General features: G+C 64.6%; 23 protein-coding genes. 16 read left to right on the forward strand and 7 right to left on the reverse strand.

Annotated elements, in window-relative coordinates:
• Positions 1-19: 19 nt before the first annotated feature.
• The 3 genes from ACYYG1_RS06490 to ACYYG1_RS06500 are packed head-to-tail and all read right to left on the reverse strand — an operon-like array spanning position 20 to position 3,708.
• Positions 20-2,758 (reverse strand): hypothetical protein, encoded by a 2,739-nt coding sequence (locus ACYYG1_RS06490; protein WP_461209478.1) that lies wholly within the window; start codon positions 2,756-2,758, stop codon positions 20-22.
• A gap of 14 nt (positions 2,759-2,772) precedes the next feature.
• Positions 2,773-3,237, reverse strand: coding sequence for a type III secretion system chaperone (locus ACYYG1_RS06495; RefSeq protein WP_461209479.1), 465 nt, complete (start codon positions 3,235-3,237; stop codon positions 2,773-2,775).
• 9 nt (positions 3,238-3,246) lie between these two features.
• On the reverse strand, positions 3,247-3,708 hold the full coding sequence (locus tag ACYYG1_RS06500; protein ID WP_461209480.1) for a type III secretion system chaperone: 462 nt from the start codon (positions 3,706-3,708) through the stop codon (positions 3,247-3,249).
• A 343-nt stretch (positions 3,709-4,051) separates the two neighbouring features.
• Here ACYYG1_RS06500 and ACYYG1_RS06505 point away from each other — a divergent pair, with 343 nt between their 5' ends.
• Positions 4,052-4,600: a hypothetical protein gene (locus ACYYG1_RS06505; RefSeq protein ID WP_461209481.1), complete on the forward strand. Its 549-nt coding sequence runs from the start codon at positions 4,052-4,054 to the stop codon at positions 4,598-4,600.
• 99 nt (positions 4,601-4,699) lie between these two features.
• On the opposite strand, the gene tadA is transcribed toward ACYYG1_RS06505, so the two are convergent.
• Complete coding sequence (gene tadA / locus ACYYG1_RS06510; RefSeq protein ID WP_461209482.1) at positions 4,700-5,179, reverse strand: tRNA adenosine(34) deaminase TadA; 480 nt, start codon at positions 5,177-5,179, stop codon at positions 4,700-4,702.
• 30 nt (positions 5,180-5,209) lie between these two features.
• On the reverse strand, positions 5,210-6,019 hold the full coding sequence (locus ACYYG1_RS06515) for a phosphoribosylformylglycinamidine synthase subunit PurQ (RefSeq protein ID WP_461209483.1): 810 nt from the start codon (positions 6,017-6,019) through the stop codon (positions 5,210-5,212).
• 311 nt (positions 6,020-6,330) lie between these two features.
• Here ACYYG1_RS06515 and pyrG point away from each other — a divergent pair, with 311 nt between their 5' ends.
• The 14 genes from pyrG (at position 6,331) to ACYYG1_RS06585 (ending at position 17,547) form a co-directional block, all read left to right on the forward strand.
• Complete coding sequence (gene pyrG, locus ACYYG1_RS06520; RefSeq protein ID WP_461209484.1) at positions 6,331-7,974, forward strand: CTP synthase; 1,644 nt, start codon at positions 6,331-6,333, stop codon at positions 7,972-7,974.
• A gap of 9 nt (positions 7,975-7,983) precedes the next feature.
• Positions 7,984-8,805 carry a 3-deoxy-8-phosphooctulonate synthase gene (kdsA, locus tag ACYYG1_RS06525; protein WP_461209485.1) on the forward strand — a complete coding sequence of 274 codons (822 nt, stop codon included), beginning with the start codon at positions 7,984-7,986 and terminating at the stop codon, positions 8,803-8,805.
• On the forward strand, positions 8,786-9,316 hold the full coding sequence (locus ACYYG1_RS06530) for a KdsC family phosphatase (RefSeq protein WP_461209486.1): 531 nt from the start codon (positions 8,786-8,788) through the stop codon (positions 9,314-9,316). The genes kdsA and ACYYG1_RS06530 overlap by 20 nt, the downstream gene beginning before the upstream one ends.
• Positions 9,313-9,894, forward strand: a complete 582-nt coding sequence (gene lptC / locus ACYYG1_RS06535; protein WP_461209487.1) for an LPS export ABC transporter periplasmic protein LptC — start codon at positions 9,313-9,315, stop codon at positions 9,892-9,894. The genes ACYYG1_RS06530 and lptC overlap by 4 nt, the downstream gene beginning before the upstream one ends.
• Positions 9,891-10,436, forward strand: a complete 546-nt coding sequence (locus ACYYG1_RS06540; protein WP_461209488.1) for an LptA/OstA family protein — start codon at positions 9,891-9,893, stop codon at positions 10,434-10,436. Before lptC ends, ACYYG1_RS06540 begins: the two co-directional genes overlap by 4 nt.
• A complete protein-coding gene (gene lptB, locus ACYYG1_RS06545; protein ID WP_461209489.1) occupies positions 10,436-11,158 on the forward strand; it encodes an LPS export ABC transporter ATP-binding protein in 723 nt (240 codons plus the stop codon). Before ACYYG1_RS06540 ends, lptB begins: the two co-directional genes overlap by 1 nt.
• Positions 11,159-11,368: 210 nt before the next feature.
• Complete coding sequence (rpoN, locus tag ACYYG1_RS06550) at positions 11,369-12,817, forward strand: RNA polymerase factor sigma-54 (protein WP_461209490.1); 1,449 nt, start codon at positions 11,369-11,371, stop codon at positions 12,815-12,817.
• A gap of 101 nt (positions 12,818-12,918) precedes the next feature.
• Complete coding sequence (gene hpf / locus ACYYG1_RS06555; RefSeq protein ID WP_461209491.1) at positions 12,919-13,455, forward strand: ribosome hibernation-promoting factor, HPF/YfiA family; 537 nt, start codon at positions 12,919-12,921, stop codon at positions 13,453-13,455.
• Between the two features lie 3 nt (positions 13,456-13,458).
• A complete protein-coding gene (locus tag ACYYG1_RS06560) occupies positions 13,459-13,908 on the forward strand; it encodes a PTS sugar transporter subunit IIA (protein ID WP_461209492.1) in 450 nt (149 codons plus the stop codon).
• 4 nt (positions 13,909-13,912) lie between these two features.
• Positions 13,913-14,815: an RNase adapter RapZ gene (gene rapZ / locus ACYYG1_RS06565; protein ID WP_461209493.1), complete on the forward strand. Its 903-nt coding sequence runs from the start codon at positions 13,913-13,915 to the stop codon at positions 14,813-14,815.
• Positions 14,816-14,869: 54 nt separating this feature from the next.
• The gene (locus ACYYG1_RS06570) at positions 14,870-15,307 is read left to right on the forward strand and encodes a PTS sugar transporter subunit IIA (protein ID WP_461209494.1); all 438 of its coding nucleotides are present in this window, start codon (positions 14,870-14,872) and stop codon (positions 15,305-15,307) included.
• Positions 15,308-15,311: 4 nt separating this feature from the next.
• Positions 15,312-15,779 (forward strand): PTS sugar transporter subunit IIB, encoded by a 468-nt coding sequence (locus ACYYG1_RS06575; protein ID WP_461209495.1) that lies wholly within the window; start codon positions 15,312-15,314, stop codon positions 15,777-15,779.
• A complete protein-coding gene (locus ACYYG1_RS06580; protein ID WP_461209496.1) occupies positions 15,773-16,474 on the forward strand; it encodes a PTS sugar transporter subunit IIC in 702 nt (233 codons plus the stop codon). Before ACYYG1_RS06575 ends, ACYYG1_RS06580 begins: the two co-directional genes overlap by 7 nt.
• Before the next feature lie 155 nt (positions 16,475-16,629).
• Positions 16,630-17,547, forward strand: coding sequence for a manganese-dependent inorganic pyrophosphatase (locus ACYYG1_RS06585; protein WP_461209497.1), 918 nt, complete (start codon positions 16,630-16,632; stop codon positions 17,545-17,547).
• Positions 17,548-17,659: 112 nt separating this feature from the next.
• Here ACYYG1_RS06585 and ACYYG1_RS06590 read toward each other — a convergent pair whose 3' ends face one another.
• Positions 17,660-18,169, reverse strand: a complete 510-nt coding sequence (locus ACYYG1_RS06590; protein WP_461209498.1) for a hypothetical protein — start codon at positions 18,167-18,169, stop codon at positions 17,660-17,662.
• 202 nt (positions 18,170-18,371) lie between these two features.
• Here ACYYG1_RS06590 and ACYYG1_RS06595 point away from each other — a divergent pair, with 202 nt between their 5' ends.
• The gene (locus tag ACYYG1_RS06595; protein ID WP_461209499.1) at positions 18,372-19,004 is read left to right on the forward strand and encodes a YkgJ family cysteine cluster protein; all 633 of its coding nucleotides are present in this window, start codon (positions 18,372-18,374) and stop codon (positions 19,002-19,004) included.
• On the opposite strand, the gene ACYYG1_RS06600 is transcribed toward ACYYG1_RS06595, so the two are convergent.
• Positions 19,001-19,942, reverse strand: a complete 942-nt coding sequence (locus ACYYG1_RS06600; protein WP_461209500.1) for a hypothetical protein — start codon at positions 19,940-19,942, stop codon at positions 19,001-19,003. The two genes, ACYYG1_RS06595 and ACYYG1_RS06600, sit on opposite strands and share 4 nt — an antisense overlap.
• Positions 19,943-19,969 lie beyond the last annotated feature (27 nt).

A 19,969-nucleotide genomic window follows, 5' to 3' on the forward strand; every position in this document is an offset into this window, starting at 1 on the left:
ATGGCGGTTCGCCGGGCCCTTATTGGATATTCCAAAGGCCGCCGAAGTCGTTCCTGATCGGCGAGGTCTCGAGATAGCTGTTGTAGCTGCGCGACATCGCTTCATAAATCGCGGTGAACGTGTCCTGGAAGCCCGGCTCGTCGGCGTCCAGCACTCTCCCGAGGCCGTTGAGGGTCTCCAGGTAGCTCTGGATGAATTCCACCCGCTGCTCCAGGGCCTTCACTTCCTGCGGGGACAGGCTGTCCCCGACGATCGCCTCGATGGTTTCCGGCGTAATCGCCATGTACGCGTCGTAGTCCGCCTTCTCGATGATCGGTGGCAGGAACTTTAGGGCGTGGTTGGCGCCGGGGAAGGATATCTCGCCCGTCGTCGGGTTCATCCCGTCGATTTCCGTGCCCAGGCACATGTCGTTGTCGATTCCCGTGATGCCGGTGATTTTGCCGTCTTTTGTCTGAATGGTGAAGTTGTTGTGGTGCCTGTCCACCTGCCCCAGCATGGCGTCGAGGAAGGCGAGCTTGGTCGCCTGCCTGCGTAACGTGAAGTCCGTGCGGTCCAGGGCCGTCCTGTCGCTCCCGGGCTTGAAGGCCATGAGGATGCCCCGTTTGCCCCCCTGCTTGGTGAACTCGCAGTCGGGGAGCAGGTGGGAATCGAGGAGGTGCCTTTCCAGGTCCCGCGCCACAACGTTGCGAACGTGGAAGTTGTTGTTGACGTGGTCGATGCCCACGGCCTCGCCGGAGCCGGCGTGGGTGTTCGTGCTCCAGAGGATGGGCTTGAAAACGCCCTGGTAGCCCTTGTTGTAGGTGCCCTTGAAAACGGTGTTGAACACCCCCTTGCCCAGCACCGTGGCCTGGCCCTGCAGCTGCTTCGGCGCGTTCGGCATGTTGCGGTCCACGAAGGCCTGGCCGATGCGTTTCAGCAGGTTGTCCATGCACGCCACGTTCGTTTGCTTGGGAATACTGTTCGTGGAGGCGTGCCCGGCCAGGACATGCTTGTTGGACTGGAAGACGTAGGATGCGAGCGTGTTGGCCAGCCGAGAATCGAAACGGTCGCCGTCCTTTTTCCTGAACTCGTCGCCCAGCTCCTGGAACTTTATGCCGGCCGTGCGCAGGTCCTTGATGCTGTCCCAGCGCAGGGCGGCCATGGCCGTGTCCATCATGGTGTTGTAGGCCTTGAACTTGTCCTGCGTGTCCATCTGGGCGGGGAGCTCGTTGAACCGCTTTTGCAGCAGGCGCATGGATTCGAACACCTGCTCCTTGGCGCCGGGCGTCTTCAGGGCCAGGACGAGGTAGCTGGCGTCGCGGGTCATTTCGGTGACGATTTCATCGGCCTTCTTTTGGGCCGTGTCCACCATGTCTTTGAGGTCGGCGTCGGACAGGTCCTCCGTGAGCAGCCTGTCGCCCATGATGCCGATGCACAGGTCCCGTACGGCCTCCTTGTTGCGCAAGCCGTTGGTCTGGTCCACGAGCCTGGAGAGGTTCTTGTTGTCCATGATGTCCAGGAGGCATTGGCGCGCCGGTTCCTTGGCCCAGGCGGCGAAACGCTCCTTCGTGAGGTACTCGCGGCTGAATTTCTCGTTTGCCTTTACGCTGGTCTGGATGGAGGAGATGAGCTTGTCCGCCATGGCCTTGTTGATCGTGAAGGGGAAGTCCTTGAGCTTGGCGTCGTTGCGGAAAAGGTCGTCGCATACGGCTTGGATGGGTGCGAAATTCTTGAGGCCCGTCTGGTTGGCGAGGGACGTTGCGTTGTGCTCCGCCAGCACCTCCTTGAGGACTTCCACCGCCCGGGGCTTGTCGAGGGCCTGCTTGGCGTGTGCGGCTTCCAGCTTGTGGGCGAGCTCGTCCCGCACTTCGGTGCGCTCGGTGAGGGCTCTTTCGATGTCCGGAGACAGACTTTTGTAGTGTTCAAGCCTGCCCTGATAATCCAGTTCGCGAGTGATCTCGTCCTTGAGCAACTGGTCGCAGAGGGGCTCCTTTTCTTTCAATGTAAACTTGTCTGAGCGTATTGTTTCGTCTGTCTTGATCTTTTCTCCAACGACCGAGATGAGCTCGGCCTTTCTCACGTCGCTGACGAGCTTGGCGAAAGGGGAGTCCCCCGCGACTTCCCGCCAGATGGCCTCGAATTTCGGCGTGAGCTGTTTGTTTGCACGCAGCGTCCTTTCGTAGTCGCCGGTATGGACCTTGTACGTTTTGGCGAATTCTTCGCACAGGCTGTCGATCCTGTTCATGGCGATGTCGCCGATGAGGTCCGGCAAGTCCGACGATGCCTCCACCTCGTCGCGCAGTCTTTCGATCCACGTCTCGGCGATGTGTGCATAGGTGCCGGACGAGTCGAGGTAGGAAGGGCTGAATCCCAGGGGTTCGAGCAGTTTTCTGCAATGATTCTTGAAGTCGTCGGAGGGGTCGCCGTTCCTGTCGTAGCAAAATTTGTTGCAGAAGGTGTAAATGACCTGATCTTTTCCCTTCTTGAGCCCCTGTTCGACCAGACGCCCGGTCAGGGGTTTGCCCTTCGAGAAGATGTCCTCCATGTCTTTTGCGAAGCGGGTTCCCACGTCTCCGCCGAAGGTCCTGTTCAGGGACTGCTTGAAGGCCTCGATGGCGTTGATGTTCTTGTTCATGGCGTCGACTTTGGCTTCGGTGCCGCCCTGGACGGCGTCGGGGTCCGAATTCGGGACGTCGATCACCTTGGAGCCGTCGATGTGGACGGAGTCGAACTGCTTGGCGTTCACGAAGGTGTCGATGCTGATATGGTCGATGGGCATGTCGGTTCTCCTTCTCAGACTCTGTGCATCGGGGTGTCGGGGGCGGGGTCGCCCTGGGCTGAACGGGCGGTCGCGCCGGGATTGTCCAGGACGCCGTGCACGTCGTCGCGCACCTGGCGGACCCTGGCCAGGAATCCCTCGAACATGTTCACGAAGCCGGGGACGTCGAGGGCTGCTGATTCGTAGCGCAGGCAGGCGCAGACCAGGCCCTGTTCCTCGTCCCAGCCGAGGGTCACGGGCAGGTTCCCCGGGGCCGCGTTCCAGGCCAGGATGTTCTCGAAAAGTTCGTCGGGAGGGTCTCCGGCCAGGATGGCGGCCACCGAATGCAGGGCCAGGAAGGGCGATCCGGCCGGGGCGGCCAGATACACGAACAACCCGCCCCCGAAGGACAGGGTGCAGCTCTGCTCGTCGTCCAGGGCCAGTTCCGGGAGCCCCAGGGCCTTGGCCAGTGCCTGGAGATGGTCGTGCGTGATGCTCATGGGGAATCCTCAGATGCGCAGGGCGTTGAAGGGGATTTCAGGTTCGTCCCGGGGTGTTTCCCCGCCGTCCATGAAGCCCCTGATTTCGTTCCGCCAGTGTTCGGCCAGGTTCAGGAACGTCTCCACGGTTTCCAGGAACGACTTGTCGTCGTGGACCTGGATGGGGGAGGCGTACAGGAGGCAGACCGCGCCGTCCTCCCGGTCCAGCCCCAGGGTGGCCCCGGCCGTGCCCCGCCAGTACAGGTTGGCCGAGCAGAGCATGCGCGCCAGGGCTGGCGTCGGCCGCCCGCCGCAGTCCAGAATGTCGGCCCGCAGGCGGATGCATTCCGTGTCCGCGTCCAATCCCAGAATAAGGCGCAGGTCGCCGTCCACCATCAGTTCAAGGGTGTCGTCCCCGCCGGGCGCGAGGTCCGGGGCGTTCAACGCCGAGCCGAGAGCTGTGACCAGTTGGCTGAATCGGTGCTGGGGCATGGGTCTTCCTGTCATGTGCAAAAATGGTTGGCGCCGGTGACTACAACGTTGCCGCGTTCGGGTCTTTTTCCTCAATGATCGCTGGCCGAATCGTGTAGATATACGAGTAGTAGCAAGGAAGGTGCCATGCATGCGCCGTATGCACAATAAAGAAAATCGCCGTGGGGGCAGCCGTTTGGTTTCTTTGGTCACGGCCCGTGGTTTCCGCACTGGCCGCCGTCCACGACCGAGGAATGCCGCGGTGTGATGCGCTGCGCGAATTGATATTTCATTCATCTATGCAAAATACTCCTTGCCATCACGGAACCAAATCGACATAACATGAAAGCATGGAGGACCTGCCATGAATATTCATGACCGCGTACAGGAAGATTATGAGCGGGGGCTTCTGGCGGTGCGCCAGGGGCGGTTCATGGCCGCGGATCATTTTTTCCAGCGGGCCGTGCTGCGCGCCTATGATCTGAACGGGCTGGAGGGCAAGATCGAGACCGCCAACCACGTGGGGCACATCTATCTGGACCAGGGGCTGGTGCGCATGGCCGCGAGGCATTTCGCCCGGGCCCTGAAGCTGTACGAGCGGTCGGGCGCCGTGCGCGGGGCCCTGTACGAGGACATCCGTGCGCGCTACCTGTCCTTGTGCGGATTTTGCCTGGACAGCGTGGTCCAGGGCCTGGGCATCGACGCCTCGGGCAACGCCCCGGTGCCGCGCCTTGAATCCCAGTGCCCGCAGGTGCTCCGGGTGGTGCGCGCCCTTGAGCGCGACGGCTCGCTCTCGCCCGGTGACTGCGACCGCGCGGCCCGCACCCTGAACGCCCAGGGCTGCTCCACGGGCAGGGGAGCGCCCTGGACCGCCGCGGCGGTGCTCAGGCTTTGCGGCGCGGGCCTGCCCTGATCCCGCCCCGCCGCAGCCGCCCATCCCCCTCGGGCGGCAAATAAAAAGGCGGGCCTGTGGCCCGCCTTTCAAGCGTCTCCGGTCCGTCCGGCGCGTCCCTCAGGCGGAGCGCCGGGAGCGGAAGAAGTCCTGGAGGATGTCCCCGCATTCCTCGGCCAGAATCCCGTCCAGATACGGAAAACGGTGGTTGGCGAAGGGCAGGTCCGCGCCGTCCATGCGCGAGACCAGGGCCCCGGCCTTGGGGTCGCGCGCGCCGAACACCAGGCCGCCGATGCGCGCGTGGAGCATGGCCCCCAGGCACATCAGGCAGGGCTCCAGGGTGCAGACCAGCACGCAGTCCGCCAGGCGGTAGTTGCCCTGGCGCTCCGCGCCGCGGCGCAGGGCCAGCATCTCGGCGTGGGCGCTGGGGTCGTGGTCCGTCACCGGGCGGTTGCAGGCCTCGGCCAGCACCTCGCCCTCGGGAGAGAGCAGCACCGCGCCCACGGGCACCTCGCCCAGGTCCGCGCCCAGGCGCGCCTGGGCCAGGGCCAGGCGCATGGCGGATTCCCAATCCTTCCACCCGGGCGGCAAGAGCAGCATCCGACCTCCTGGGGCGTGCGGCGCGGCGGGCTACAGCCCCTTCAGGTGATTCACCGCGTTCTCCATGAGCGCGGTGCCGAGCTTGGTGTCCTGGCCACGGGTCCAGCCGGGGTGGTTGGTCCGGTGGTTGAAGGCCTCGGGGTGGGGCATCAGCCCCAGCACGCAGCCCGAGGGGTCCGTGAGCCCGGCGATGGCGTTGGGGGAGCCGTTGGGATTGAAGGGGTATTCCTGGGTGGGCTCGCCGGTCTCGGGGTGCGCGTAGCGCAGGGCCACGAGATTCGCGGCCTCCAGGGCCGCCAGCGTCCCGGGGTCCGCGGGCACGAGCTTGCCCTCGCCGTGGCGCACGGGCAGGTCCAGGGCGTCGATGCCCTTGGTGAACACGCAGGGGCTCGCGGGGTTGGCCGCCAGGCGCACCCAGCGGTCCTCGAACTTGGCCGAGTCGTTGAGGGTCAGGGAAACCTGGCGCTCGAAATAGCGGCCGCCGATGGCCGGCAACAGCCCCAGCTTCACCAGGAGCTGGAACCCGTTGCAGATGCCCAGCACCAGCCCCCCGGCCTCGAAGAAGGCCTTCAGCTGGTCCAGGATGGGGCCGTCGCCCTTGGCCCGGGCGAACTTCCAGCGCAGGGCCGCTGCCTGGGCCGCGCCCAGGTCGTCGCCGTCCAGGAACCCGCCGGGAAAAATGAGGAAATTATGGCCTTCCAGGCGAGCCCGGCCAGCCACGAGGTCCGAGAAATAGATCACGTCCGCACTGTCCGCTCCGGCCTGGCGTGCGGCGTGCGCGCTCTCGATTTCGCAGTTGGTCCCATAGCCGGTTATGACCAGCGCCTTGACCTTGGCCATGTGTATCCTCCAGAAGTTTTCTTGACACTAGGTGGGCCGTTGACTAGCTTATGCAAAACACAGGGACCATAATGACCCAAGCCCACATCGTCAACTCGAAACCATGACGTGAATGGTCCGCAACATCCTGATAAATATCAATTTTTTAGGATGTCATAGGAATTCTGCCCTCAAAAACGGCCCGCCTGATCCCCCTAGGATTCGGCGGGCTGAACCGTGAATAGAGATGCCCGATGCGGCACGCGGGCGCTCCCCCGGGAGCCTGCGGCCGCGTCTTTGTTGAACCCGATCCATACAGGCAGGTCCGGAGCATGAAGACCAAGTTCATTTTTGTCACCGGTGGTGTTCTCTCGTCCCTCGGCAAAGGCCTATCCGCCGCCTCCCTCGGCGCGCTGCTCAAGGCCAGGGGGCTGACGGTGACCATCCAGAAGCTCGATCCCTACATCAACGTCGACCCCGGGACCATGAACCCCTTCCAGCACGGAGAGGTCTACGTCACGGACGACGGGGCCGAAACCGACCTGGACATGGGACACTACGAGCGGTTCCTGGACGTGCCCATGAGCCAGAGGAACAACTACACCTCCGGCTCCATCTACAACACCGTGATCAACAAGGAGCGCCGGGGCGACTACCTGGGCGGCACGGTGCAGGTCATCCCCCACATCACCGACGAGATCAAGAAGGCCGTGCTCTCGCTGGCCAGCGACGACCTGGACGTGGCGCTCATCGAGATCGGCGGCACCGTGGGCGACATCGAGGGCCTGCCGTTTCTGGAGGCCATCCGCCAGATGCGCGGCGACCTGGGCAAGGAGCAGTGCCTGTACATCCACCTGACCCTGGTGCCCTACATCAAGACCGCCGGCGAGCTGAAGACCAAGCCCACCCAGCACAGCGTCAAGGAGCTCCGGTCCATCGGCATCCAGCCGGACATCATGCTCTGCCGTTCCGAGACCGACCTGGACGAGAAGCTCAAGGGCAAGATCGCCCTGTTCTGCAACGTGGACAAGGACGCCGTGTTCACCGCCGTGGACGTGGACAGCATCTACAAGCTGCCGCTCTCCCTGTACGAGGAGGGCATCGACCAGAAGGTCGCCATCATGCTCAAGCTCCCGGCCAAGAACCCGGACCTGACCCCCTGGAAGGAGCTGGTGCAGAAGCTGGACAACCCCGACGGCGAGGTCTGCATCGGCATCGTGGGCAAGTACGTGGACCTCAAGGAGGCCTACAAGAGCCTGCACGAGGCCCTGGTCCACGGCGGCGTGGCCAGCGGCGTGAAGGTCAACCTGCAGTACCTGAACTCCGAGGAAATCAACGCCAAGAACGTGGCCAAGAAGCTCAAGGGCCTGGACGGCGTGCTGGTGCCCGGCGGGTTCGGCTCGCGCGGGGTGGAGGGCAAGATCAAGGCCATCCAGTTCGCCCGCGAGAACAAGATTCCCTTCTTCGGCATCTGTCTGGGCATGCAGTGCGCGGTCATCGAGTTCTCGCGCAACGTGGCCGGGCTGGACGGGGCCAACTCCGAGGAGTTCGACCTCAACACCCCGCATCCGGTCATCTATCTGATGAAGGAATGGTACGACTTCCAGAAGAAGTGCGTGGAGAAGCGCGACGAGCGCAGCGACAAGGGCGGCACCATGCGCCTGGGAGCCTACCCCTGCGAAATCGTCAAGGACACCAGGGCCGACGCGGCCTACCAGCGCCCCGCCATTGACGAGCGCCACCGCCACAGGTACGAGTTCAACAAGGAATACTTCGACATGCTGGGCGACAAGGGGCTGGTCTATTCGGGCCTGTCCCCGGACGGCGAGTTGGTGGAGATCGTGGAGGTCAAGGATCATCCCTGGTTCCTGGGCTGCCAGTTCCACCCCGAGTTCAAGTCCAACCCCATGCATCCGCACCCGCTGTTCGCCGCCTTCATCGGCGCGGCCAAGAAGCAGAAGTACGGCGACAAGTAAAGGAACCGCATGACCAACGTCGATCTGTTCGAAGCGAGCCTGGCCGGGCCGTTCGTCATCGCAGGCCCCTGCGCTCTGGAGAGCCGGGACGTGGCCCTCTGCGTGGCCGAGGCCGTGGCCGAAATCACGGCGGACCTGGGCCTCACGGCCGTGTTCAAGAGCTCCTTCGACAAGGCCAACCGCACCTCGGTGACCAGCTTCCGGGGCCCGGGCATGGACCAGGGCCTCAAGTGGCTGGCCGAGGTCAAGGCGGCCACGGGCCTGCCCGTGATCACGGACATCCACCTGCCCGAGCAGGCCGCGCCCGTGGCCGAGGTGGCCGACGTGCTGCAGGTCCCGGCCTTTCTCTGCCGCCAGACGGACCTGCTGGTGGCCGCCGGGAACACCGGCCGCGTGGTCAACGTCAAGAAGGGCCAGTTCCTGGCGCCCTGGGACATGGCCAACGTGGTGAACAAGCTGAGGAGCACGGGCAACGGGCGCATCTGGCTCACGGAGCGCGGCGCGAGCCTGGGCTACAACAACCTTGTGGTGGACATGCGCAGCCTGGCCATCATGAAGGGCCTCGGCTGCCCCGTGGTCTTCGACGCCACCCATTCCGTGCAGATCCCGGGCGGGCAGGGCGCCAGCTCGGGCGGGCAGCGCGAGTTCGTGCCGCTTTTGGCGCGCGCCGCCGTGGCCGCCGGGGCCTCGGGCGTGTTCCTGGAGACGCACCCGGACCCGGACAAGGCCCTGTGCGACGGCCCCAACTCCTGGCCCCTGGGCTCCCTGCGGGCCCTGCTCAAGGACCTCAAGACCCTCTGGAGTCTCGAATATGAGTGCCAAACCCAGTGAACAGGCCGCGCGCGTGCGGCTCCTGGTTCTGGACGTGGACGGCGTGCTCACCGACGGCGGGCTGTACTACGACCACCAGGGCAACGTGTCCAAGCGCTTCAACGTGCAGGACGGCCTGGGCATCAAGCTGGCCCAGGCGGCCGGGCTGCACGTGGCCGTGATCTCGGGCCTGGATTCCCCGGCCGTGGCCAGCCGCGTGCGCGAACTGGGCATCGAGGAATACCACGCCGGGCACACGGCCAAGATCGACGTCCTCAAGGGCATCTGCGAGCGCCTGAAGCTCGGCCTGGACGAGGTCGCTTTCCTGGGCGACGACTGGGTGGACGCCGGGGTCATGTCCCTCGTGGGCCTGCCCATGGCCGTTGCCAACGCCCAGCCCGAGATCCTGGTCCTGGCCGACGTCATCACCGAACTGGCCGGGGGCCAGGGCGCTGTGCGCGAGGCCGTCCGCTACATCCTGGACGCCCGCGGCGACCTGGACGCCCAGTGGGCCAAGTGGAGGAAGCGTTGAGCCGCAAGATCGTCCTGGCCTGCGTCATCGGCTTCCTGCTCTGGGCGGGCGTGGGCGTGGGCCTCTGGTTCTGGATGTGCGCGAAACAGGACGCCAAGAAGCTGGCGGACCTGGCCCAGGACGTGAACGTCGAGGCCGTGATGCAGCGCGTGGAGCTGTCCCGCGGCGCCGAGGGCAAGGCCGAATGGCGGCTCACGGCGGACGGGGCCGACTACCTGCGCGAGCAGGCCCTGGTGCGCCTGACCAACCCCAAGATCACCTACTACCGCCCCGACGGTTCCGAGGTTCTGGTCAGCGCCTCCGAGGGCGAGGTCAGCCAGGAGACCGGGGACGCGGCCCTGTGGCCCGACGTGCTCATCGTCTCCGGGCCCAACACCATCCATTCCAAGCGCCTGGACTACGCCGGGAAGAAGCGCGAGATCGAACTCACGGACCAGGTGCGCCTGGACCGCGGGGACCTGACCCTGCGCGCCCCGCGCCTGACCATGCTGCTTTCCTCCAACGACATCACCGCCGGGGGCGGGGTCACGAGCACCCTCTGGCCCGCCCAGGCCCCGGCAAAGGAGCCCAAGAAGTGAAGCCTTTCGCCTCTCTCGTCCTGTGCGCCGCCGTCCTGCTGACCCTGGCCTGCGTCCCGTCCCTGGCCGCCGACGGCAACAAGGTGCCCACCAAGATCACCTCCGACACCATGATCTACGAGCAGGACGGCCGCAGCGTGACCTTCACCGGCCACGTGCACGTGTCCCGCCCGGACATGGAGATCTGGAGCAACAAGCTGCTGGTGGTCCTCAAGGACACGGGCAAGAAGACCACGGGCTCCGTGGGCGCGGACCCCGGCGAGGTGGAGAAGATCGTGGCCACGGGCAAGGTTCGCCTGCTGCGCGACGGCAAGGAGGGCTTCTGCGGCAAGGCCACCTACAAGGTGGAGCCGGGGGTGCTGGTGATGGAGGATTCCCCGCGCCTGGTGGACGCGGGCAACACCATCGCGGGCCGGGTCATCCGGCTGTATCTCAAGGACAACCGCAGCGAGGTCGAGGGCACCCGCGACGCCCAGGTGGAGGCCGTGTTCTTCACCCCGGCGGACCAGGGCAAGGATTCCGGCAAGGAAGGGAAGAAGTAGTGTCCGTGCTCAGCGCCGAGGCGCTTCTCAAGCGGTACGGCCAGCGCGAGGTGGTGCACGACATCGGCCTCAACGTGGAGCAGGGCGAGGTCGTGGGCCTCTTGGGCCCCAACGGCGCGGGCAAGACCACCACGTTCTACATGCTGGTGGGCCTGGTCAAACCCAACGGCGGGCACGTGCGCCTGGACGACCACGAACTGGCGGGCCTGCCCCTGCACGACCGGGCGCGCCTGGGCCTGTCCTACCTGCCTCAGGAGAGTTCGGTGTTCAGCAAGCTCTCCGTGCGCCAGAACCTGGAGATCATCCTGGAGCACACGCGCCTCACCCCGGCGGAGCAGAAGGCCAAGGCCGACTCCCTGCTCAGGGAGTTGGGCATCACCCGTCTGGCGGACCAGAAGGCCATGCACCTCTCCGGTGGCGAGCGGCGCAGGCTGGAGATCGCCCGGGCCCTGATCCTGGACCCCAAATTCATGCTTCTGGACGAGCCCTTCGCCGGCATCGACCCCATCGCCGTGGACGACATCCAGGGCATCGTGCGGGGATTGAAGGAGAAGGGTATTGGCGTTCTTATCTCCGACCACAACGTGCGCGAGACCCTGCGCATCTGTGACAGGGCCTATCTCGTGTACGAAGGCCGGATTATTCTGGCCGGCACCCCTGCGCAAATTATCGAAGACCCGAAGGCGAGAAAAGTCTATCTCGGCGAAGGCTTCAGTCTCTAAGATCTTGTTTTCACATTTCTAAATTTACATTCAAAAACCTTGCCATCGGTGTTGCAAGGTTCGACGGACTATGGCATGGTCACCCTGCGTCCGGGTCTGGAGCGTTCGGTATTTCACATTCGGCTCACGGCGCGGCAGCCCGGGGGGTTTCCCGGGCGCCTTTGAGTGAACCGCGGGCATACTCCGCATAGGGAAGGCGTACTCCTCGATATGGGACTTGAACTCAGACAGCAACTCAAGCTTTCTCAGCAGCTGGTCATGACCCCCCAGCTGCAGCAGGCCATCAAGCTGCTGCAGCTCTCGCGCCTGGAACTGGTGGACATGGTCCAGCAGGAGCTGCTGGAGAACCCCCTGCTGGAGGAAAAGCCCGAGGAGATGTCCGAGGAGGCCCGCGAGGCCGTCCAGGACCGCGCCGAGACGCCGTCCGAGACCCGCGGGGATTCCGAGCCCGTGAACGTGGAGCAGGAGCTCATCAAGAGCGCCGAGTGGGAAAGCTACCTCGGCGAGTTCTCCTCCACGGCCAAACAGGTCCAGATGCGGGAGTACGAGACGCCGGAGGAGGGCATGTCCTTTGAGGCGCGCCTGTCCTCCAAGCCGTCCCTGGAAAGCCATCTGGACTGGCAGCTCAGGCTCTCCGACTTCACCCCCGAGGAAGCCGCCGTGGGCGAGGTCGTCATCGGCAACCTCGACGGCCTGGGCTACCTGCGCGCCGAAACCGACGAACTGGCCGAATTTTGCGGGGTCTCCCCCCAGGTGGTGGAATCCGTTATCCTGCGCATGCAGCGTTTCGACCCCCTGGGCGTGGCCTCGCGCTCCCCGCGCGAATGCCTGCTGGTGCAGATGGACGCCCTGGGCCTGGACGACCCCATTCTCGTCTCCCTGGTCTCCGACCACCTGGAGGACCTGGAGAAGCGCCGCTACAAGCCCATCGCGCGCAAGTTCAAGCTTTCCATGGACGAGCTCAAGGCGTACCTGGACGTCATCAAGAGCCTGGCCCCCATGCCCGGGTCTTCCTTCGCTGGCAGCGAGCCGCAGTACGTCTCCCCCGACGTGTTCGTGTACGAGTACGACGGCGAGTTCGTCATCGTGCTCAACGAGGACGGCATGCCCCGGCTGCAGATCAGCCCCTACTACGTGGACGCGGTCAAGACCCGCAGCTCCAACGAGAAGGAGTACATGCAGGACCGCATGCGCTCGGCGGTCTGGCTGATGAAGAGCCTCTACCAGCGCCAGCGCACCCTGTACAAGGTCATGGAGAGCATCGTGCGCTTCCAGGGCGAGTTCTTCCGCCACGGTGTCCGCAAGCTCAGGCCTCTGATCCTCAAGGACGTGGCCGACGACATCGAGATGCACGAGTCCACCATCAGCCGCATCACCACCAGCAAGTACGTGTCCACGCCCCACGGCGTGTTCGAGCTGAAGTTCTTCTTCAACAGCGCCCTGGACCTGGACGACGGCAGCCAAGTTGGCAGCGAGTCCGTGAAGGCCATGATCAAGGATTTCATCGACAAGGAGGACCCGCGCAGGCCCCTGTCCGACGAAAAGCTGGCGGACATGCTCAAGGACGACCTGCAGATCAACATCGCCCGGCGCACCGTGGCCAAGTACCGCAGCGCACTGGGTATTCTTTCGTCCTCCAAGCGCAAACAGATTTTTTGATCTGCCCGCCTCCTGGTCCCTTTATTTTGGTTTGGTTTCGTCCTACACTGAAGATGACCGGGAATCCCCGGTGTTCTTCACCTCAAGTTAGGAGGACGCCCATGCAGATCAATTTCAACTTCAAGAATTTCGAACCCTCCGACCATCTGAAGAAGTACGCCAAGAATCGTTTCGAGAAGCTCTTCAAGTACGCAAGGACGGAAAACGCCTCCCTTCTGGTCAATCTGTCCGTGGACAAGTTCCGGCAAAAGGCCGATGTGGTTTTCACGGGAGACGATTTGAACCTGTCCGCCAACGAAGAGTCCGAGGATATGTATTCCACCGTGGACCTGGTGCTGGACAAGCTGGACGCCCAGGTGCGCAAGGCACGGGAAAAGGCCAAGGACATCAGGCGCAAGCGCGGATCCGTGCGCATGGACGTGATCAGCTTCTCCGATTCCGGAGAGGGCGAGCGCGTGCCCGCCATCCAGGCCACCGACTCCTACGAGCCCAAGCCCATGAACGTGGACGAGGCCGCCATGCAGCTGGAGTCCAAGGGCTATGAGTTTCTTGTTTTCCTCAACGCGGAGACCGATCGCGTCAACGTCATCTACAACCGCAAGAGCGGCGATTACGGTCTCATCGACCCTGGGATGTAGCGAATGAAGCTTGGAGATTTGCTGGATAAGGATTTGGTATTGCCCACACTCTCGGCCAGGACCAAGACTGAGGTCCTGGCCGAGCTTGTGGCTGCGGTGGCGCAGCGGGAGCAGGGCCTGGACCAGAAGGCCGCCCTGGCTGTGTTGCAGGAGCGCGAGAAGCTCGGCACCACGGGCATCGGGGACGGTATCGCCATCCCCCACGGGAAGCTCGAGAACATCGAGAACATCCTGGTGGCCGTGGGACGCAGCGAGGAGGGCGTGGAATTCGAGGCCCTGGACCACAAACCCTGCCGCATCTTCTTCCTGGTGCTCGCGCCGGAGCAGGTGGCCGGGATGCATCTGCGGGTTCTGGCCCACATCTCGCGCCTGCTCAAGGACGACCAGTTCCGCAAGGCCTTCCTCGTGGCGGACGACGCCGAGGATCTCTGGCGTCTGGTGAAGGGGGCCTAGGGGCATGGACGAACGGGGAGCGCAGGCGGCGGAAGCATCGACGTTTCCCGTCATCATCCTCACCGGGCTTTCCGGCGCGGGAAAGTCCACGGCCCTCAAGGTCTTCGAGGACCTGGGCTTCCTCACCGTGGACGGCCTGCCGCCCACGGTCATCCCCGAGATGGTCGGCCTGTTCGTCCGCGAGCCGCACATGTCCCACCGGGGCCTGACCCTGGGCCTGGACGTGCGGGTCGAGAATTTCAAGGCCCAGTGGGAGGCCATGCTCTCCCGGCTGCGGGAGATGGGCGTCACGCCCCGCGTGGTGTTCGTGGAATGCAGCGCCCCCGTGCTGCTGCGGCGCTATGCGGCCACCAGGCGGCCCCATCCCCTGGAGGGCGCCTACGGCCTGGAGCGCGCCGTGGAGGAGGAGCGCAAGCTGCTCTGGAGAGTGCGCGAGCGCGCCGAGCTGGTGGTGGACACCTCCGGCTATTCCATCCACGACCTGCGCCGCTTCCTGCAGGAGAAGTGGAATTTCCTCAAGGAGAAGCGCTGGGGCCTGCGGGTCTACGTCCTGTCCTTCGGGTTCAAGCACGGTGTGCCCACGGACGCGGACATGCTCTTCGACCTGCGCTTTCTGCCCAACCCCTATTTCGACGAGAGCCTGCGTCCCTATTCCGGGCTGGACAAGCCCGTGGCCGATTTCGTGCTGCGTTCCGAGATCGGGACCGGGTTTCTTGACAAGCAGCTCGATTATCTCAAATTCGTCCTGCCGTGCTACGCCCGCGAGGGCCGCTATCGCCTGACCGTGGCCTTCGGCTGCACGGGCGGGCGGCATCGTTCCGTGGCCGTGGCCAAGGCGGTCTTTGACTCCTTGGCCGACTCGGATTATGCAGTCTTTCTCGAACACCGCCACCTTGATCTCGAATAGCGGCCCCGTCGGGGTGGGCCGCGGGCAGGCGAGTCAGTCCGGACCATCATCATAATGAGCAGCCAAGACAACAAATCCAAGGACGTGGGCGTGGTCGTGGCCACGCACACGGATTACGGCGAGCACCTTCTCGCGGCCGCGGAGATGATCCTTGGGCAGCAGAAAGGCTGCCGGGCGGTGCCCGTGGACATGGGCCACGGCATGGACGAGATCGTGGAGTCCCTGAAAAAGGCCGTGGAGTCCGTGGACGCCGGGGCCGGGGTGCTGATCCTCACGGACATGTTCGGGGGCACGCCCACGAACATCTCCCTGTCCCTGCTCGGGACCTACAAGCTGGAGGTCATCACCGGGGTCAATCTGCCCATGCTGCTGAAGGTCCTGGGCATGCGCTCCATGTCCCTGGCCAAGGTGGCCGAGGAGGCCAAGAACGCAGGCATGCAGGGCATCGTTGTGGCCGGGGAAGTGTTGCGCAAGAAGGTCGCCGGAGGCTGAGGCCGTGTTCTGGGTTCGCGTGGACAACCGCCTGATCCATGGGCAGATCATCGAAACTTGGCTGCCCTTCACCAAGCCGCGCATGATCGTCGTGGTCAACGACGACGTGCGCGCCGATCCCCTGCGCCAGGAGATCATGGGCCTGGCCATTCCCGCTGGCGTGGAAAAGGCCTTCGTGGGCGTGGTGGAGTCGCACCAGTTCATGGAGCGTACCTTTTCCTCCCACGAGCCCGACGTCCTCGTGCTCTTCGCCAACTGTCCAGACGCCCGTCGGGCGCATGAAAACGGCCTGAACTTCAAGGTCCTGAACCTGGGTAACCTGCACTACGCCCCGGGCAAGGAGCATCTCTGTCCCCACGTGGCCCTGGACGGGGCCGACCGCTCCTGCCTGCGCTATTTCCACGACAGCGGCGTGGACCTGGACTTCCGCTGCGTGCCCAACGAACCCGTTCAGGTGGGCGAGCCGTGGTAGGGGCCTGCGCCACTGCCGCATTCTGGGTCGTGACAGCGGCCGCCTTGTTCACGGTCTTTTCCCTGCTTCGTTTTTCCTTCAATCTCGGCGTGGTGGAGCGCCCCCTGGTGCAGGGCCTGGTCTGGGGCGTGCTCACGGGCGACTTGAACTTCGCCGTGTCCGTGGCCCTGATCTTCGAGCTCCTCTGGCTGGACCTCATCCCCGCAGGAACCTTCATCCCGCCCAACGCGGCGGCCTCCACCCTGGGCGTCCTGGCCCTGTGCGCCATATTCGGCTTCCACGGGCCCGCGGACGTGATTTTCCCCGTGCTCCTGACCCTGCCCCTGGCCTGGTTCGCGGCCCGGGGAGAGCAGGTTCTCAGACGCTGGCAGGACGCGGGCTACAACTCCCTGCAGGAGTGGCTCGAAGAGGGCGACGAGGGCTATCGCCCCGGGCGCCTGGTTCGCAGGGCGGCCGCCCAGGCCGCCGCGGCCTATTTTCTGTTCTTCACCGCGGGCCTGTCCGTGCTTTCGGCCCTGGTCTACTGGCTGCTGGGCCTCGGCTTCCTGCATCCGCCCCAGGACATGTTCACCTGGGGCCACCTGTGGATCACGGCCAGCGTGGGCGGCCTGCTGGCCCTGCGCGTGCCCGGGGGCTACGGCGTGGTCTTCGGGGGCGCGTGCGTGGTGGCCGCGGCCAGCCTGTTCCTGGGCTGACGGCCCTTTGCCCCTCCTGTCTTTCCCCGTCCTGAAAATTGTTTTCCCATGCCCTAGGCACTTGGCAGTCGGTCCGCTTTGTGCTATTTGGCACAATCTCTGGGTGCAGTAGAGCGTTAGAACGATTTGAAGCCAATACTTTGAGGAGGTATTCAATGCTTGTTTTCGGTCACATGAACCCCGATACCGACACCATCGTTTCCGCCATCGCCTATGCCGACCTGGCCAGCAAGACCGGCAAGGAAGCCAAGGCCGTGGCCCAGGGCCCGGTGACTCCCGAGTCCGCCTTCGTGCTGGAGAAGTTCGGCCTGGCCACCCCCGAGGTCGTGACCTCCGTGGCCGGCCAGCAGGTGGCCATCGTGGACACCACCGAGCTGTCCCAGCTGCCCGCCGACATCGCCGAGGCCGAAGTGGTGGCCGTCATCGACCACCACAAGCTGGGCGACCTGGCCACCCCGCAGCCCCTCGAAATGTGGGTCTGGCCCGTGGGCTGCACCGGCACCGTGCTGAAGAGCATGTACGACTTCTACGGCGTGGAAGTGCCCAAGGGCATCGCCGGCGCCCTGATGTGCGCCATCCTCTCCGACACCGTGATGTTCAAGTCCGTGACCTGCACCCCGGCCGACAAGAAGGCCGTCGAGGAGCTGGCCAAGATCGCCGGCGTGGCCGATCCCATGGCCGTCGGCCTGGAGATGTTCAAGGTCAAGAGCGCCGTTGAGGGCACTCCCATCCGCGAGCTGGTCTTCCGCGACTACAAGGACTTCGACATGGACGGCCACGGCGTGGGCATCGGCCAGCTCGAGGTCGTGGACGGCGCCATGCTGACCCCCCTGGTGGACGACCTGTACGCCGACATCCAGAAGGTCAAGGACGAGAAGGGCCACCACACCGTGATCCTGATGCTCACGGACATCATGAAGGAAGGCTCCGAGATCCTTTACGTGTCCGACGACAAGTCCGTGTTCAAGAAGGCCTTCGGCATCGACGCCGGCGACAAGTCCTTCTGGATGCAGGGCTGCATGTCCCGCAAGAAGCAGATCGTGCCCGACTTCCAGGCCAAGGCCTTCAAGTAGGCCCCGTCTCGCGGCTGGATTGAAGATCAAAGCCCGGCGCGGTTGTCCCGCGCCGGGCTTCTCTTTGTCCCGGAGGGCGGTCCGGGACGCAGGGGAGTAGCCTTGGGCGGGATCAGGAGGAGCTGCTCTCCAGCTGGGCCAGCTCCGATTCCTTCATGCTCAGTTCCTGTTCCTTTTGCTTCAGTTTTTCGGCATCGCCGTCGTCCGTGGCGGCGCTGGAGCGCAGGGAACGAATCTCCGCTTCCAGTTCCTCGATTTCGGCTTCCAGCTCTTCGATCTCGTCAGAGGAGCTGGTGCCGCCGGACGCGCTCGCCGTGGAGCCCGTCGCGGAGCTCGAGGAAGACGTCGAGGCCGAGGTCGTGCCGCTGGAATCCGAGTCCGTGGCCGTGTCGCTGGATTCGTCCCCGTCGCCGGTCGTGTCGCTGGACTCCTCGCTGGCGAGGAGCGCCTTGGCCAGGGCCAGGGCCTCGGAGGAAAATTCCACGGTGTCGCCCGTGTCGGTGCTGGTTTCGCTGTTGCTGGTGGTTTCGTCGTCCTCCTGCTGCGCCAGCCGGAGCAGGGAGTCGGCCTGGGTGTTGGAAATGCCGAGCTGGTCGGACAGCGCGGCGCTCAAATCTGTCATGGGTCCCTCCATATGTCGGTCCAATGCGTTTTGATCAGTTCCCGGATACGTACTACGAGTCCGGAGGGCCGCCATGTCCATTAAGAATCCTTTGGATTTGAAGAGAAATGTCCGTAATCGGCGGGTATTGCCCAGGCTGTATTGAAATTTCGCTTTTTCTGGGCCAGGATGGGCGCACCAGAACCGCACAAGGAAGGATGCCGTGCCCGCCAGCCAGGACCAGATGTTTCTTACGGATTCCGAGGCCCGGGAGGCGGTGCGCCTGGATTTTGCGAGCTACGGGCCGCAGCCGAAGCTGTACGCAGCCGTTCTGGACGCCCTGGGCCGCCCTCCGGCCCAGGATTCGCTGCTGGAGCGGGCGCTGGAGGCCCTGGACGAGCGCTCGCCGGCCGGGGAGGAACTGGCCGGGCTGTGCTCCCTGGTCTTCGAGGCTTCGGTCCGCGCCGGGACGGACGGCGCGGGCAGGGCGGGGGTGTTCGTGTGCACGGGCCTGGGCTCCTTCGCCTGCACCCGCTGCGGCCGGTGCTGCGTGGCCCTGGACTTCCACCGCGAATGCACGGCCGAGGACGTGGCCCTGTGGCGCGCGGCCGGGCGCGAGGACATCCTGGCCTGGGTGGGGGAGAAGCGCGGCCCGGACGGCGGGCCACAGTACCGCATCTGGAAGCGCCCGGGCACCCCGTTCTACGCCGAGTCCTGCCCCTGGCTCAGGCGCGTGCCCGGGGACAGGGCCTTCGTCTGCACCATCCAGGACGTGAAGCCGGAGATCTGCCGCTCCTATCCGGGCACGGCCAAGCACGCCCGCATGACCGGCTGCCCGGGCTTCGCCGGGAGCTAGGCCCCGTCGTTGGCGGTCACGCGCTTCTCCACGCGCGTGAGCAGGTTGGGCACCAGCTTTTCCGAGAATCCCGCCAAAAAGCAGTAGACCACCACCAGGGAGAGATTCTTCATCCAGATGTCCTGGGCGGCCTTGATGGCCGTGCTGTAATCCGTGTCCATGCTGTCCTTGTATACGTGCACCTTGGACATGAGCGTGGCGATCTGCGGCAGGATGTCGCCCGTGACCAGCTCGGCCTGGAGCATGAAATAGAGCACCAGGGCGGCGCACAGGCCGATGAGGATGCGCGAGAGGATGTACCAGACGCTGCTCATGGTCTGGTATTTTTCTATGGGCATGTCTTCCAGGGGCGCGCGCAGGGACGTGAGCGTGCTGTAGGACGCGCCCAGCAGCCCGGCGGCCAGGGCGTTGAGCAGGAAGATGACATCCGGCAGCATGTGGTTCAACAGCCTGGGGAAGCTGCCCATGGCGATGATGGTGGCGAAGAACAGGAACGCGCCCAGGAAGAACACGCTGCCCGTGATGGTGGCCCGGCGCAGGCAGTCCCGGCGCGTGGAGCGCATGTTGTAGGCCCACTGCAGGTCCGCCAGCAGCCCGGCCAGCTGGGCGCGTTTGCCCTCGGGCGTCCCGGGCTTGTTCTTTTCGTAGTCCTCCACGACCTTGGAATCGAGCATGTCCTTGGCCTTGGCGAGATGGCAGTTGATCTCCTGGTCCAGCATGGGTTCGGGCAGGATGGAGGCCAGGATCTGCTCCGCGAGATAGGCGTCGTGCCAGGACGTGGTGTCCTTTTTGCCCAACAGGATTTCCAGATGCTTGATGGTCTCCTTGGCGCCGGGGGGGCGCAGGTTCTCGGGAACGGCCAGCACGTCCGCGAGCTTCTTCTCCAGGTTGACGAAATACATGCAGATGGATTTTTCCATCGGAGTCATCTTGGCCATGGCTCAGTCCTCCGCCTGGGTTCGCTG

Source organism: Desulfocurvus sp. DL1XJH-121 (assembly GCF_054819825.1).

Coding starts and splice junctions, on each gene's coding strand:
- hpf (WP_461209491.1), top strand. CDS start 12,919: ATGCAGATCAATTTCAACTTCAAGAATTTCGAACCCTCCGACCATCTG.
- ACYYG1_RS06600 (WP_461209500.1), bottom strand. CDS start 19,942: ATGGCCAAGATGACTCCGATGGAAAAATCCATCTGCATGTATTTCGTC.
- tadA (WP_461209482.1), bottom strand. CDS start 5,179: ATGCTGCTCTTGCCGCCCGGGTGGAAGGATTGGGAATCCGCCATGCGC.
- kdsA (WP_461209485.1), top strand. CDS start 7,984: ATGACCAACGTCGATCTGTTCGAAGCGAGCCTGGCCGGGCCGTTCGTC.
- ACYYG1_RS06490 (WP_461209478.1), bottom strand. CDS start 2,758: ATGCCCATCGACCATATCAGCATCGACACCTTCGTGAACGCCAAGCAG.
- ACYYG1_RS06500 (WP_461209480.1), bottom strand. CDS start 3,708: ATGCCCCAGCACCGATTCAGCCAACTGGTCACAGCTCTCGGCTCGGCG.
- ACYYG1_RS06530 (WP_461209486.1), top strand. CDS start 8,786: ATGAGTGCCAAACCCAGTGAACAGGCCGCGCGCGTGCGGCTCCTGGTT.
- rapZ (WP_461209493.1), top strand. CDS start 13,913: ATGGACGAACGGGGAGCGCAGGCGGCGGAAGCATCGACGTTTCCCGTC.
- ACYYG1_RS06505 (WP_461209481.1), top strand. CDS start 4,052: ATGAATATTCATGACCGCGTACAGGAAGATTATGAGCGGGGGCTTCTG.
- ACYYG1_RS06585 (WP_461209497.1), top strand. CDS start 16,630: ATGCTTGTTTTCGGTCACATGAACCCCGATACCGACACCATCGTTTCC.
- ACYYG1_RS06560 (WP_461209492.1), top strand. CDS start 13,459: ATGAAGCTTGGAGATTTGCTGGATAAGGATTTGGTATTGCCCACACTC.
- ACYYG1_RS06495 (WP_461209479.1), bottom strand. CDS start 3,237: ATGAGCATCACGCACGACCATCTCCAGGCACTGGCCAAGGCCCTGGGG.
- rpoN (WP_461209490.1), top strand. CDS start 11,369: ATGGGACTTGAACTCAGACAGCAACTCAAGCTTTCTCAGCAGCTGGTC.
- ACYYG1_RS06590 (WP_461209498.1), bottom strand. CDS start 18,169: ATGACAGATTTGAGCGCCGCGCTGTCCGACCAGCTCGGCATTTCCAAC.
- ACYYG1_RS06515 (WP_461209483.1), bottom strand. CDS start 6,019: ATGGCCAAGGTCAAGGCGCTGGTCATAACCGGCTATGGGACCAACTGC.
- ACYYG1_RS06570 (WP_461209494.1), top strand. CDS start 14,870: ATGAGCAGCCAAGACAACAAATCCAAGGACGTGGGCGTGGTCGTGGCC.
- pyrG (WP_461209484.1), top strand. CDS start 6,331: ATGAAGACCAAGTTCATTTTTGTCACCGGTGGTGTTCTCTCGTCCCTC.